Below are 12,022 nucleotides of genomic sequence, written 5' to 3' on the forward strand. Positions count from 1 at the left end.
TATAGCCGTGGGGGCATGGCAGTGCATCAAGAGAGTATTTGTCGGCATCCCTTCGACGTTCCTAGCCTGAGCGCATGCCTTCCGAGACGATGACGCCTCCCCGCCCTGCCGCCGAGCAGGGCCGGGCGCCCCGCGCGATCCACAACCTGATCGCCGGCGAGCGCGTCGAGGGCACCGGCTCCTTCGCCAAGATCAGCCCGATCGACGGCACGCTGATCGCCGAGGTGCACGAGGCCGGGGCCGAGCAGGTCGACCGTGCCGTGGCTGCCGCCCGTGCCGCGTTCGACGGACCGTGGGGTCGCATGACGGTGGCCGAGCGCGCCCGCCTGCTGCGGGGCGTCGCCGACGCGATCGACCGCCGCGCCGACGAGCTCGTGGCCGCAGAGGTCGGCGACACCGGCAAGCCCGAGTCCCTCGCCCGCGACCTCGACGTGGCCAGGGCCGCCGCGAACTTCCGCTCCTTCGCCGACACGGTCTCCGCCACCGGGCTCGACTCGTTCCTCACCGAACTGCCCGACGGCCGCCGCGCCCTCAACTACGCGGTGCGCAAGCCCCTCGGCGTGGTCGCGGTGATCGTGCCGTGGAACCTACCGCTGCTGCTGCTCACGTGGAAGCTCGCGCCGGCCCTCGCCACCGGCAACACCGTGGTGATCAAGCCGTCCGAGGAGACGCCGTCGTCGGCCACGCTGCTCGCCGAGATCCTCGCGGAGGCGGGGGTGCCGGCCGGGGTGGTGAACGTGGTGCACGGCTTCGGCGCGGGTTCCGCGGGCGAGGCCCTCACGAAGCACCCCGGCATCGACGGTGTGACCTTCACGGGCGAGTCCTCCACGGGCTCCGCGATCATGCGGGCCGTCGCACCGCGCGTGCGTCCGGTGTCGTTCGAGCTCGGGGGCAAGAACGCCGCGCTCGTGTTCGCCGACGCCGACCTCGACGCCGCGGTGGCCGGACTCGCCCGCAGCACCTACCTCAACACGGGCCAGGTGTGCCTGTGCACCGAGCGCATCTACGTCGAGCGGTCGGTGTTCGACGATGTGGCGGCCGGGCTCGCCGAGCACGCGGGGCGGCTGCGCCTCGGTCGGCCGGAGGACCCCGCGACCACCACGGGCCCGCTGATCTCGCAGGCGCACCGGCAGAAGGTGCAGTCGTACTTCGACCTCGCGGTGTCGGAGGGCGCCACGGTGCTCGCGGGTGGCGGGGTGCCGACCCTCGGCGACGGACTCGACGGCGGCTCCTGGATCGAGCCGACACTGTGGACCGGGCTCGACAACAGCCACCGCACCGTGCGCGAGGAGGTGTTCGGCCCGGTCGCCGCCCTCATCCCGTTCGACAGCGAGGAGGAGGCGATCCGGCTCGCGAACGACACCGACTACGGGCTCGCCGCCGTCACCTGGACCACCGATCTCACCCGCGGTCACCGCGTCGCCCAGCAGATGCGCACCGGCATGTCGTGGGTCAACACCTGGTACCTGCGCGACCTGCGCAGCCCGTTCGGCGGCGTGGGGCTCTCCGGCATCGGTCGCGAGGGCGGCCACCACTCGCTCGAGTTCTACACCGAGCCGACGAACGTGTGCGTGCAGCTGTGACCGGGGTCCTCGACACCGAGGCCGTGCGGGCCGCCGACGAGCGGCTGCGGCGGGCGGCCGAGACCGGTCGCCCGTGCGCTCCGGTGCGCGACCTGCTCGGCGACACCGACCAGGACGCCGCGTACGCCGTGCAGTCGCTCGGCATCGCCCGTCACGTGGACGGGGGCCGGCGCATCGTGGGGCGCAAGATCGGCCTCACCTCGCCGGTCGTGCAGGCGCAGCTCGGCGTGGACAGCCCCGACTACGGCGTGCTGCTCGACGACATGATCCACGCCGACCGGGAGCCGCTCGACCTCGGGCGCTTCCTGCAGCCGCGCGCGGAGGCCGAGGTGGCGTTCGTGCTCGGGCGCGACCTCGACTCCCCCACCGCGACCGTCGCCGACGTGCTGCGGGCGACGGAGTTCGTGCTGCCCGCGATCGAGGTCGTGGACTCCCGGGTGGCGGGATGGGACATCCGCCTCACCGACACCATCGCCGACAACGCGTCCAGCGGCGCGGTCGTGCTGGGCACCACCCCCCGCCGGCTCGACGGCTTGGATCTGACCGCGCTCGGCATGGCGCTCGACCGCGACGGGCGCCCCGTCTCGACCGGCAGCGGCGCCGCGTGCCTGGGCAGCCCCGTGATCGCGGTGGCCTGGCTGGCGCGCGAGGTCGCCCGGCGCGGACAGCCGCTGCGCGCGGGCGAGGTGATCCTGTCCGGGGCGCTCGGGCCCATGGTCGACGCGACGGCCGGCGTGTTCCGCGCCCGGCTCGACGGACTCGGAGAGGTGCGCGCCGACTTCCACGGCACGGCCTCCGGCACGGCGACGGAAGGGGCGGCGGCATGACCACGGGAATCGCCATCATCGGCTCCGGCAACATCGGCACGGACCTGCTCATCAAGGTGAAGCGGCTGTCGACCACGCTGCACGTGGTGGCGATGGCCGGGATCGACGAGCACTCGGACGGCCTCGCGCGGGCCCGCCGCCTGGGTGTCGCCACCACGCACGAGGGTGTGGACGGGCTGCTCGCCCTGCCCGAGTTCGCCGATGTCGAGCTGGTGTTCGACGCGACCTCGGCCGGCGCGCACTCCCGCAACGACGCCCTCGTGCGCAACGCCGGACGGCTCATGGTCGACCTCACCCCCGCCGCGATCGGCCCCTACGTGGTGCCCGTGGTGAACCTCGACGCACATGCGGGTGCCACCAACGTGAACATGGTCACGTGCGGCGGGCAGGCGACCGTGCCCATGGTGGCCGCCGTGTCGCGCGTGGCCCCGGTCGCATACGCCGAGATCGTCGCCTCGATCGCCTCGAAGTCCGCAGGACCCGGCACCCGCGCGAACATCGACGAGTTCACCGAGACCACGGCCCGCGCGCTGGAGGTGATCGGGGGCGCCGAGCGCGGCAAGGCCATCATCGTGCTGAACCCCGCCGACCCGCCGCTCATCATGCGCGACACCGTGTACTGCCTGGTCGAGGGCGACCCCGCCACGCTCGACCGCGACGCCGTCCGCACCTCGGTGACCGACATGGTCGCCGCGGTGCAGGGGTACGTGGGCGGCTACCGGCTCGCGCAGGACGTGCAGTTCGACGCGGTCGACGAGGGGTACGTCCCCGCGCTCGACCGGGCGTTCCGCGGCACGCGCGTGACCGTGCTGCTGGAGGTGACCGGCGCCGGGCACTACCTTCCGGAGTACGCGGGCAATCTCGACATCATGACCTCGGCCGCCCTGCGCACCGCCGAGCGACTCGTCGCCCGACGGACGGGGGTTCCCGCATGACCGGCTCGACTCCGCGCGTGTACGTGCAGGACGTGACGCTGCGCGACGGCATGCACGCCATCGGCCACGGTTACACGACCGACCAGGTTCGCGACATCGCCCGGGCCCTGGAGGCGGCGGGCGTGGATGCGATCGAGGTCGCGCACGGCGACGGCCTCGGCGGATCCAGCGTCGCCTACGGGCACGGCGCCCACACCGATTGGCAGTGGATCGCGGCCGCCGCCGAGGTCCTGGACCGGGCGGTGCTGACGACCCTGATCCTGCCCGGCATCGGCACGATCGACGACCTCGCCCGCGCCCGCGACCTCGGCGTCGCGAGCGTGCGGGTCGCCACCCACTGCACCGAGGCCGACGTCGCGATCCAGCACATCACGTGGGCGCGCGAGCACGGCATGGACGTGTCGGGGTTCCTGATGATGAGCCACCTGAACGATCCGCGCGGGCTCGCCGAGCAGGCGCGGATCATGGAGCAGGCGGGCGCCCACTGCGTGTACGTGACCGACTCCGGCGGACGCCTCACGATGCACGATGTCGCCGCACGCGTCGACGCCTATCGCGACGTGCTCGACCCCGCGACGCAGATCGGCATCCACGCGCACGAGAACCTGTCGCTGAGCGTCGCCAACAGCGTGACCGCCGTCGAGCACGGCGCATACCGCGTCGATGCCTCCCTCGCGGGCCAGGGCGCCGGAGCGGGCAACTGCCCCGTCGAGGCGTTCGTCGCGGTGGCGGATCTGCTCGGGTGGGAGCACGGCTGCGACCTGTTCGCCCTGCAGGACGCCGCGGAACAGCTCGTGCGTCCGCTGCAGCACCGTCCGGTGCGCGTCGACCGCGAGACGCTCACCCTCGGCTACGCCGGCGTGTACTCCAGCTTCCTGCTGCACGCCGAGCGCGCGGCCGCGAAGCACGACCTCGACGCGCGGGACATCCTGGTCGAGCTCGGACGACGGCGCATGGTGGGCGGCCAGGAGGACATGATCGTCGATGTCGCGCTCGACCTGGTCGCCGCGCGTTCCGCGGGGGCGGCCTCATGAGCACCGACGCGGTCTACGCCGCCGCCCTCGACACCGCCCAGCGCACGGCCGCGCCCATCAACCAGCTGTCGCCCACGGAGGAGGTCGACCTCGCCACGGCCTACGCCACGCAGCACGCCCTCATCGCCCGACGGGTCGCCCGCGGCGAGCACATCACCGGGGTCAAGCTCGGGTTCACGAGTCGGGCCAAGGCGCAGCAGATGGGTGTGCACGACGTGATCCTGGGCACCCTGACCGATGCCATGCGCCTGGACGACGACGGCGTGTTCGCGCGGCGGTTCGCCATCCACCCGCGCATCGAGCCCGAGGTCGCCTACCTCCTGCGCGCCGACCTGGACGCATCCGCGGTCGACCGGCCGCTGTCGGAACTGGTGGCCGCGGTCGCCCCCGCCCTGGAGATCATCGACTCCCGGTACCGCGACTTCCGCTTCAGCCTCGCCGACGTGGTGGCCGACAACGCCTCCGCCGCGGCCTACGCGATCGGCCCCTGGACGCCGCTCGACCGCGCGGGCGCCATCGACAACCGGGCCGTGCGGCTCGAGGTCGACGGCCGCATCGCCGCGACGGGCTCGACCGCCGCGATCCTCGGCGACCCCGGTCGCGCCGTCCTCGCGGCCGCTCGACTCGGCGCCCGCCACGGCTTCGTGCTGCGGGCGGGCATGGTGCTCCTCGCCGGGGCCGCGACCGCCGCGGTTCCCCTGCCCGACCGCGGTGTGGTCGAGGCGACGGTCACCGGTCTGGGCGGCGTCACGATCCGCACGGACGACGGTTCCGCGTCGTCCGGCCCGAAGGGCGCATCATGACCGAGTCCCGCGGCATCCTCGTGGAGGGCAAGGCCACCCCGCGCGGACGCTTCCCGCACGCCAAGCTCAGCGGCGACCTCGTGTTCGTGTCGGGCACCTCCAGCCGCCGCCCCGACAACACGATCGCGGGCGCCGAGGTCGACGAGTTCGGGGCGACCCGGCTCGACGTCGCGGTGCAGACCCGCGCCGTGATCGAGAACATCCGCGCGGTGCTGGCCGCCGCGGGCTGCGACCTCGACGACCTCGTGCAGGCCACGACGTTCCTGGTCGACATGAACGACTTCGCCCCCTACAACGCCGTCTGGGCCGAGTACTTCGACGAGCAGGGCCCGGCCCGCACCACGGTCGCCGTGCACGCCCTGCCGCATCCGCACCTGCGCCTCGAGATCCAGGCGATCGCGAGGCGCCCCGACCGCACCACCCCTGCCACTCTCGAGGAGGAGAAATGAGCACCATCCCACCCGTCATCGACTTCGCCGCCTGGATCACGGAGAACGAGCACCTCCTGAAGCCGCCGGTCAACAACAAGGCCGCCTGGACGCCGATGGGCGACTTCATCGTGCAGGTCGTCGGCGGCCCCAACCAGCGCACCGACTTCCACTTCGATCCGTACGAGGAGTGGTTCTACCAGTACCGCGGCAACATGCACGTGAACATCCAGACGGAGGACGGCCCGCAGCGCATCGACATCCGCGAGGGCGAGATGTGGCTGCTGCCCGGCAACGTGTTCCACTCCCCGCAGCGCCCCGAGGAGGGGTCGATCGGCATCGTGATCGAGCGCATCCGCGAGGAGGGCACGCTGGAGAAGTTCGCGTGGTTCTGCCCGAACTGCAACACCAAGGTGCACGAGGTCGAGCTGCAGGTGCGCGACATCGTGGAGGACCTGCCGCCGGTGTTCCGCGAGTTCTACGACAGCGAGGAGGGGCGCACCTGCCCCGAGTGCGGCACCGTCCATCCCGGCAAGGGCTGACGCGGCGTTGGGCACGATCGACGTCCACACGCACTTCGTGCCGAGCGCCTGGCCCGACCTGTCCACGCAGGTCGGGCCGGGGCTCTGGCCCACCCTGCGCGTGGACTCCGAGCGCGAGGCGATGATCATGCTCGGCGAGTCCGAGTTCCGTCGCATCGGCGACGACTGCTGGGATGCCGAGGTGCGCCTGGCCGACATGGACGCTGACGGGGTGGAGATGCAGGTGGTCTCCCCCACCCCGCTGTTCTTCTCCTATGACAAGTCGGGAGACGAGGCGGTGAAGGTCGCGCGCCTCTTCAACGACCTGGCGCTGGAGATCTGCGCCCCCGCACCCGATCGGCTCATCCCGTTCGCGCAGGTGCCGCTGCAGGATCCGGATGCCGCGTGCGTCGAGGCCGACCGCGCGATCGCCTCCGGTCACGCCGGCGTCGAGATCGGCAATCACGTCGGTGACCGCGACCTCGACGACGCCGGCATCGTCACGTTCCTCCAGCACTGCGCCGAGCGCGGGATCCCCGTGTTCGTGCATCCGTGGGACATGGCCGGCTCGCCGCGACTCGATCGCTGGATGGCCCGCTGGCTCACGGGCATGCCCGCCGAGACGCACCTGTCGATCATCGCGCTGATCCTCGGCGGAGTGTTCGACCGCGTGCCGCCGTCGCTGCGGCTCGCGTTCGCGCACGGTGGCGGCTCGTTCGCGTTCTGGCTCGGCCGCTTCGAGAACGCGTGGCGGCAGCGGCCCGATGTGATCGGCGTGAGCGCACAGCCGCCCTCCGCCTACCTCGACCGGTTCAGCGTCGACAGCGTCGTGTTCGACCCGGCCGCGCTGCGCCTGCTCGTCGACACGCTCGGCGCCTCGCAGGTGATGGTCGGCAGCGACTATCCGTATCCCCTGGGCGAGCGACCGGTCGGCGACGTCGTCCACCGCTCCGCCTTCCTCGACGACGCCGAGAAGACCGCCATCCTCCGCGACAACGCCCTGCGCTTCCTCGGCCGCTGACCGCACGACCCGAACGGACCCGCCCCATGAGCACCACGACCCCGCCCAGCGCCACGACCCGCACCGCCCTCGACCGCGCCACCTGCGAGGCGCTCGACGCCTCCGATCCGCTCCGGTCGTTCCGCGACCGCTTCGTGCTGCCGGAGGGCGTGATCTACCTCGACGGCAACTCCCTCGGCGCGCTCCCCCGGCACACCCCGGCGCACGTGCAGCGCGTGATCACCGAGGAGTGGGGCACCGGGCTCATCCGCAGCTGGAACGACGCGGGCTGGTTCGCGAAGCCGCGTACGGTCGGCGACCGGATCGCCCCGCTGATCGGCGCCGCGGAGGGCGAGGTCGTGCTCGGCGACTCCACGTCGGCGAGCCTCTTCCAGGCCGTGGTCGCGGCGGTGCGCATGCGGCCGGGGCGGCGCGTGATCGTCGCCGAGCGCGGCAACTTCCCCACCGATCTGTACATGCTGGAGGCCGTGCAGGAGCTGCTCGGCGGCGGCGAACCCCTGGAGCGGCGGCTGATCGCCGACGACGGCCCCACGCTCGACGACGTGCTCGACGACCACGTGGCGGTGGTCGTGCTCACCCAGGTCGACTACCGCACCGGGCGGCTGCACGATCTGGCCGAGGTCACGCGCCGCGTGCAGGCCGCCGGGGCGCTGGTGGTGTGGGACCTGTGCCACAGCGCCGGGGCGCTGCCGATCGACCTGAACGCCGCCGGGGCCGACTTCGCGGTGGGCTGCACCTACAAGTACCTCAACGGCGGCCCGGGGTCACCCTCGTTCCTGTGGGCCGCGTCCCGCCATCACGCCGCCGCCCGGCCCGCGCTCACCGGCTGGCACGGCCACGCCCGTCCGTTCGACTTCACGGTGGACTACGCCCCGGCGCCCGGCATCGAGCGGTTCCGCGTCGGCACACCGCAGCTGCTGTCGGTCGCGGGACTGGAGGCGAGCCTCGACATCTGGGACGACGTCGACCTGGAGCTGCTGCGCGAGAAGAGCCTGCGGCTGACCGAGCTGTTCCTGTCGCTCGTGGACGCGCGGCTCGCAGAGCGCTGGGGCATCGTGTCGGTCACACCGCGCGAGTCGTCCCGCCGCGGCAGCCAGGTGTCGCTGCGACACGACGACGGCTATGCGGTGATGCAGGCCCTCATCGAGCGCGGGGTCATCGGCGACTTCCGGGCGCCCGACCTCATCCGCTTCGGGTTCACCCCGCTCTACACCTCCTACGCCGACGTATGGGATGCGGTCGACGTGCTGCACGACGTGCTGGAGACCGAGGTGTGGCGCGAGCCCCGCTTCGCGCGCCGCGGCACCGTCACCTGAGCCCCGGGCTGTCCTGCGCCTGCGGAGCGGTGTGTCCGCGGAGTCGCCCGCCGCGAGTCGTGCGCCGCGTCAGGAGTTGTCCGCGCCCTCCGCGGCCGCGTCGTCGAGCAGGGCGATCACGCCGTCGCGCACCTGGGTCAGGTGGGCCTCCAGCACGCCCAGCGCCTTCTTCGCGTCGCCGGCCGCGACCACGTCGACGAGCTCGGTGTGCGAATGATCGTGCGAGCCCGCGGGCCCCAGCCGCCACCCCAGCACGTAGCGCCCGAGCTTGAGCCGCAGCTGCTCGATCATCTCCCACAGCAGCGGGCGGGCCTGCGCGTCGTACAGGGTGGCGTAGAACTCGGTGCGCGCCTCGACGAACTCGCCGCCCTCGGAGATGTCGTCGGCGGTCTTCGCGAGCTCCCGCAGGCGCTCGACCCGTTCGGGCGTGATCTCCGCCATCGCCAGGCGCAGCGCCTCCTTCTCGAGCAGCATGCGCAGGTGGTAGACCTCCCCGGCCTCCTCCGTGGACAGCGCCCGCACCATCGCGCCGCGGCGGGCGTGGAACACCACGAGCCCGTCGGCCTCGAGCTGGATGAGGGCGGAGCGGATCGGGAGGCGGGAGATGCCGATCGATTCGGCGAGGGTCTCCTGGCGCAGTTTCATGCCGGGCGGGAGCGTGCCATCGAGGATCGCGTCGCGGATGATGTCGTACGCCATCGCGCCGACCGACCGATACCCGGCCCCGTGTCGCTGGGCGAGCTTCTGCAGCGCATCGGCGCGATCCTTCGCAGACGCGGCCGCGTCCCCTGACTTCACCATGGGTCAGAGGCTATCGGATCGAAGCCCTCAAACTCTGCATTCTGGATCCAAGATCACCGAACGCGTCGCGGCCGGAGAACGACGAACGCCCCCCGTCCCGGAGGACGGAGGGCGTTCGACAGACGTGCCTTACTTGGCGGCGACGACCTGCAGCGTGATGACCGCGGTGACGTCCTCGTGCAGACGCACGGTCGCCTCGTGCTCACCGGTCGCCTTGATGGGCGACGTGATGTGCACCTTGCGCTTGTCGATCGCACCGAGACCGGCGGCCTCGACCGCGTCGGCCACGTCGGCGGTCTTGACCGAGCCGAAGAGACGACCCTCCTTGCCGGCCTTGACCGCGAGGCGCACCTTGGCGGCCTCCAGCGAGTTCTTCAGGGCCACGGCCTCGTCGCGGTCGTGGATCGCACGCGCCTGGCGTGCGGCCTGGATCGACGCGACCTGCTTCTCGCCACCGCGCGTCCACGCGGTCGCGAAACCCTGCGGGATGAGGTAGTTGCGGGCGTACCCGTTCTTGACCTCGACCACGTCACCGGCGCTACCCAGCCCGGCGACCTCGTTCGTGAGAATCAGCTTTGCCATCTCAGTACCCCTTACCGGCCGGCGCCAGCGTAGGGCAGGAGCGCCATCTCGCGCGCGTTCTTGATCGCCGTGGCGATCAGACGCTGCTCCTGCACCGACACACCGGTGATGCGACGGGCGCGGATCTTGCCGCGCTCCGAGACGAACTTGCGGAGGGTGGCGACATCCTTGTAATCGATGACACCGACCCGGATGGACTTCGCGGGGGCGGCGTTCTTCGCGCCCTTCCGCGGCTTGCGGCGGTCGCCGCTCGACTTTCCAGCCATTGCTCTTCCTTAGTGATGATGATCGGACGCTGCGCGCTCGCGCGCATCCGGAGAATTGATCAGAACGGGGTGTCGTCGCCGAAGCTGCCCTGAGTGCTCCAGGCGTCGGCGCTGGTCGACGAGCCGGGCGTGGACCACGGCTCCTCCGACACCTGCTGCTGCTGCGGACGGGACTGCCCGCCACCGCCACCGCTCGAGGCCGCACGGGTGACCTGCGCGGTCGCGTACCGCAGCGAGGGGCCGATCTCGTCGACCTCCAGCTCGATCGCGGTGCGCTGGTTGCCCTCGCGGTCCTGGTAGGAACGCTGACGCAGACGGCCCTGCGCGATCACGCGCATGCCCTTGGTCAGCGAGCCCGCCACGTGCTCCGCGAACTCGCGCCAGACCGACGCGCGGAGGAACAGCGCTTCGCCGTCCTTCCACTCGTTCGCGGCACGGTCGAAGTTGCGCGGCGTCGATGCGATGGTGAAGTTCGCCACCGGCAGCCCGTTCTGCGTGTACCGCAGCTCGGGGTCGGCCGTGAGGTTTCCCACCACGGTGATGACGGTTTCGCCGGCCATGAGACTTAGGCCTTCGCAGCCTTGGCGGCCTTGCGGGCAGCCTTCTCTTCGGAGCGCTTGGCCTCGGACGCGATCATCGCCTGAGCCTCTTCCGCGCGCAGGACCTTGGTGCGCATGATCTGCTCGTTCAGCTTGAGCTGACGGTCGAGCTCCTGCGTGGCGGCGCTGGTCGCGGTGAAGTTGACGACGGCGTAGATGCCCTCGGTCTTCTTCTGGATCTCGTAGGCCAGACGGCGCTTGCCCCAGATGTCGACGTTCTCGATCGAGCCACCATCGTTGGTGATGACCTTCAGGAACTTGTCGAGCGTCGGGGCGACCTGGCGCTCGTCGATCTCGGGGGTCAGAATGACCATGAGTTCGTACTGGTGCGTCACTTACCCACCTCCTTCGGACTAGAACGGCTCTCGGGACTTTCCCGGGAGCAGGAGGGTGTGTGCACGTGCCCGCCCGTGGAACCCGAGTGGGTGCCGGAAGGCAGACAACCTCGACAGTCTAGCGGACATTCCTCCGAGCCGCCTCCCACCGATCGGCCCGCGGCTTGGCATGCTGGAGGGCGTGCCCGATGACCGTCATCGGGCACATGACTGGAGGGGGGCGCCATGCGCGTCAACAAGTGGGGGGTCGGCGTCGTTCTCGCCGCCGCCGTCATGCTCACCGGATGCTCGGCTGGCGGATCGGACAAGCCGGCCGACGCGAAGCCGAGCACGGCCGCATCGCAGGAGGCCGACGCACCGGCCACGGACTGCCCCGAGCTGGCCGAGGGCGCGACCGTCGACGGCACGGCGCTCGGCACGTGCATCGCCGACGCGATGGCCGACTCCGCGGGCTACGCCGCCAAGACGAGCGTGCTGGGCATGGAGAGCACCGCCCGCGTGAACCCCTCCGAGAACGCCCTCGAGTCGATCTCGCCGATGGGCTCGATCGTCGCGATCGGCGACGACGTGTGGGTCAAGTCGCCGTCGAGCGACTGGCAGCCGGCCGACCCGGACTCCAGCGACCCGATCATCGCGGGCCTCAGCACGAGCGCGGCCGACGTCGCCGCCATGGACCCCGCCGCCGCGGCCGAGGCCCTCGCGGGCGACTTCACCGTGAGCGGCACCGGCGAGCGCCTCGGCCAGAAGGTGTTCCTGATCACCGGTTCGGTCGACCAGCAGGGCACGACGGTCGACGTGGCGTTCGAGGTCACCGCCGACTACGTCAACCTCGCATCGAAGAGCACCGCGTCCGTCGAGGGCCAGTCGCTGGAGATCGCGATGGAGATCACCGAGTGGGACGTGAAGCAGGACATCGTCGCCCCGGTGTGATCCGGGGATGACACGAAGGGCCGGGGCATGCGCCCCGGCCC

Annotated in this window: 15 protein-coding genes; 10 read left to right on the forward strand and 5 right to left on the reverse strand. The window is 71.5% G+C overall.

What is annotated here, in order from left to right:
* Positions 1-74: 74 nt before the first annotated feature.
* From ACFV3I_RS01370 to kynU, 9 genes are read left to right on the forward strand one after another with little or no spacing between them, the layout of a single operon-like run.
* Positions 75-1,583: a 2-hydroxymuconic semialdehyde dehydrogenase gene (locus tag ACFV3I_RS01370; RefSeq protein ID WP_378822209.1), complete on the forward strand. Its 1,509-nt coding sequence runs from the start codon at positions 75-77 to the stop codon at positions 1,581-1,583.
* Positions 1,580-2,410: a 2-keto-4-pentenoate hydratase gene (locus tag ACFV3I_RS01375; RefSeq protein ID WP_378822210.1), complete on the forward strand. Its 831-nt coding sequence runs from the start codon at positions 1,580-1,582 to the stop codon at positions 2,408-2,410. The genes ACFV3I_RS01370 and ACFV3I_RS01375 overlap by 4 nt, the downstream gene beginning before the upstream one ends.
* Positions 2,407-3,345: an acetaldehyde dehydrogenase (acetylating) gene (locus ACFV3I_RS01380; protein WP_136045038.1), complete on the forward strand. Its 939-nt coding sequence runs from the start codon at positions 2,407-2,409 to the stop codon at positions 3,343-3,345. The genes ACFV3I_RS01375 and ACFV3I_RS01380 overlap by 4 nt, the downstream gene beginning before the upstream one ends.
* Positions 3,342-4,379, forward strand: a complete 1,038-nt coding sequence (dmpG, locus tag ACFV3I_RS01385; RefSeq protein ID WP_247982452.1) for a 4-hydroxy-2-oxovalerate aldolase — start codon at positions 3,342-3,344, stop codon at positions 4,377-4,379. Before ACFV3I_RS01380 ends, dmpG begins: the two co-directional genes overlap by 4 nt.
* The gene (locus tag ACFV3I_RS01390) at positions 4,376-5,182 is read left to right on the forward strand and encodes a 2-keto-4-pentenoate hydratase (RefSeq protein ID WP_378822211.1); all 807 of its coding nucleotides are present in this window, start codon (positions 4,376-4,378) and stop codon (positions 5,180-5,182) included. The genes dmpG and ACFV3I_RS01390 overlap by 4 nt, the downstream gene beginning before the upstream one ends.
* Entirely contained in the window at positions 5,179-5,631 is a 453-nt protein-coding gene (locus ACFV3I_RS01395; protein WP_136033882.1) for a RidA family protein, read from the forward strand. The genes ACFV3I_RS01390 and ACFV3I_RS01395 overlap by 4 nt, the downstream gene beginning before the upstream one ends.
* Positions 5,628-6,152, forward strand: a complete 525-nt coding sequence (locus ACFV3I_RS01400) for a 3-hydroxyanthranilate 3,4-dioxygenase (RefSeq protein ID WP_136033880.1) — start codon at positions 5,628-5,630, stop codon at positions 6,150-6,152. The genes ACFV3I_RS01395 and ACFV3I_RS01400 overlap by 4 nt, the downstream gene beginning before the upstream one ends.
* Positions 6,153-6,159: 7 nt before the next feature.
* Positions 6,160-7,152, forward strand: a complete 993-nt coding sequence (locus ACFV3I_RS01405; RefSeq protein ID WP_247638011.1) for an amidohydrolase family protein — start codon at positions 6,160-6,162, stop codon at positions 7,150-7,152.
* Between the two features lie 26 nt (positions 7,153-7,178).
* Positions 7,179-8,468, forward strand: coding sequence for a kynureninase (kynU, locus tag ACFV3I_RS01410; protein WP_378822213.1), 1,290 nt, complete (start codon positions 7,179-7,181; stop codon positions 8,466-8,468).
* A gap of 69 nt (positions 8,469-8,537) precedes the next feature.
* On the opposite strand, the gene ACFV3I_RS01415 is transcribed toward kynU, so the two are convergent.
* The 5 genes from ACFV3I_RS01415 to rpsF all read right to left on the reverse strand — a co-directional run bounded on the left by ACFV3I_RS01415 (position 8,538) and on the right by rpsF (position 11,051).
* Entirely contained in the window at positions 8,538-9,269 is a 732-nt protein-coding gene (locus tag ACFV3I_RS01415) for a GntR family transcriptional regulator (protein WP_136033873.1), read from the reverse strand.
* 129 nt (positions 9,270-9,398) lie between these two features.
* Positions 9,399-9,851, reverse strand: a complete 453-nt coding sequence (rplI, locus tag ACFV3I_RS01420) for a 50S ribosomal protein L9 (RefSeq protein WP_136033871.1) — start codon at positions 9,849-9,851, stop codon at positions 9,399-9,401.
* Positions 9,852-9,862: 11 nt separating this feature from the next.
* Entirely contained in the window at positions 9,863-10,117 is a 255-nt protein-coding gene (rpsR, locus tag ACFV3I_RS01425) for a 30S ribosomal protein S18 (protein ID WP_017203799.1), read from the reverse strand.
* Positions 10,118-10,176: 59 nt separating this feature from the next.
* Entirely contained in the window at positions 10,177-10,677 is a 501-nt protein-coding gene (locus ACFV3I_RS01430) for a single-stranded DNA-binding protein (RefSeq protein WP_378822214.1), read from the reverse strand.
* A gap of 5 nt (positions 10,678-10,682) precedes the next feature.
* On the reverse strand, positions 10,683-11,051 hold the full coding sequence (gene rpsF, locus ACFV3I_RS01435) for a 30S ribosomal protein S6 (RefSeq protein WP_021201450.1): 369 nt from the start codon (positions 11,049-11,051) through the stop codon (positions 10,683-10,685).
* A gap of 225 nt (positions 11,052-11,276) precedes the next feature.
* Here rpsF and ACFV3I_RS01440 point away from each other — a divergent pair, with 225 nt between their 5' ends.
* A complete protein-coding gene (locus ACFV3I_RS01440; protein ID WP_136044604.1) occupies positions 11,277-11,981 on the forward strand; it encodes a hypothetical protein in 705 nt (234 codons plus the stop codon).
* The last annotated feature ends 41 nt before the right edge of the window (positions 11,982-12,022 follow it).

It is taken from the genome of Microbacterium sp. NPDC059771 (genome assembly GCF_042732495.1).
Lineage (GTDB): Bacteria > Actinomycetota > Actinomycetes > Actinomycetales > Microbacteriaceae > Microbacterium > Microbacterium sufflavum.

Bases quoted from the DNA above. Each gene is read 5' to 3' on its own strand.
- ACFV3I_RS01370 (WP_378822209.1), top strand. From the start codon at position 75: ATGCCTTCCGAGACGATGACGCCTCCCCGCCCTGCCGCCGAGCAGGGC.
- ACFV3I_RS01380 (WP_136045038.1), top strand. From the start codon at position 2,407: ATGACCACGGGAATCGCCATCATCGGCTCCGGCAACATCGGCACGGAC.
- dmpG (WP_247982452.1), top strand. From the start codon at position 3,342: ATGACCGGCTCGACTCCGCGCGTGTACGTGCAGGACGTGACGCTGCGC.
- ACFV3I_RS01390 (WP_378822211.1), top strand. From the start codon at position 4,376: ATGAGCACCGACGCGGTCTACGCCGCCGCCCTCGACACCGCCCAGCGC.
- ACFV3I_RS01395 (WP_136033882.1), top strand. From the start codon at position 5,179: ATGACCGAGTCCCGCGGCATCCTCGTGGAGGGCAAGGCCACCCCGCGC.
- ACFV3I_RS01400 (WP_136033880.1), top strand. From the start codon at position 5,628: ATGAGCACCATCCCACCCGTCATCGACTTCGCCGCCTGGATCACGGAG.
- kynU (WP_378822213.1), top strand. From the start codon at position 7,179: ATGAGCACCACGACCCCGCCCAGCGCCACGACCCGCACCGCCCTCGAC.
- ACFV3I_RS01415 (WP_136033873.1), bottom strand. From the start codon at position 9,269: ATGGTGAAGTCAGGGGACGCGGCCGCGTCTGCGAAGGATCGCGCCGAT.
- rplI (WP_136033871.1), bottom strand. From the start codon at position 9,851: ATGGCAAAGCTGATTCTCACGAACGAGGTCGCCGGGCTGGGTAGCGCC.
- rpsR (WP_017203799.1), bottom strand. From the start codon at position 10,117: ATGGCTGGAAAGTCGAGCGGCGACCGCCGCAAGCCGCGGAAGGGCGCG.
- ACFV3I_RS01430 (WP_378822214.1), bottom strand. From the start codon at position 10,677: ATGGCCGGCGAAACCGTCATCACCGTGGTGGGAAACCTCACGGCCGAC.
- ACFV3I_RS01440 (WP_136044604.1), top strand. From the start codon at position 11,277: ATGCGCGTCAACAAGTGGGGGGTCGGCGTCGTTCTCGCCGCCGCCGTC.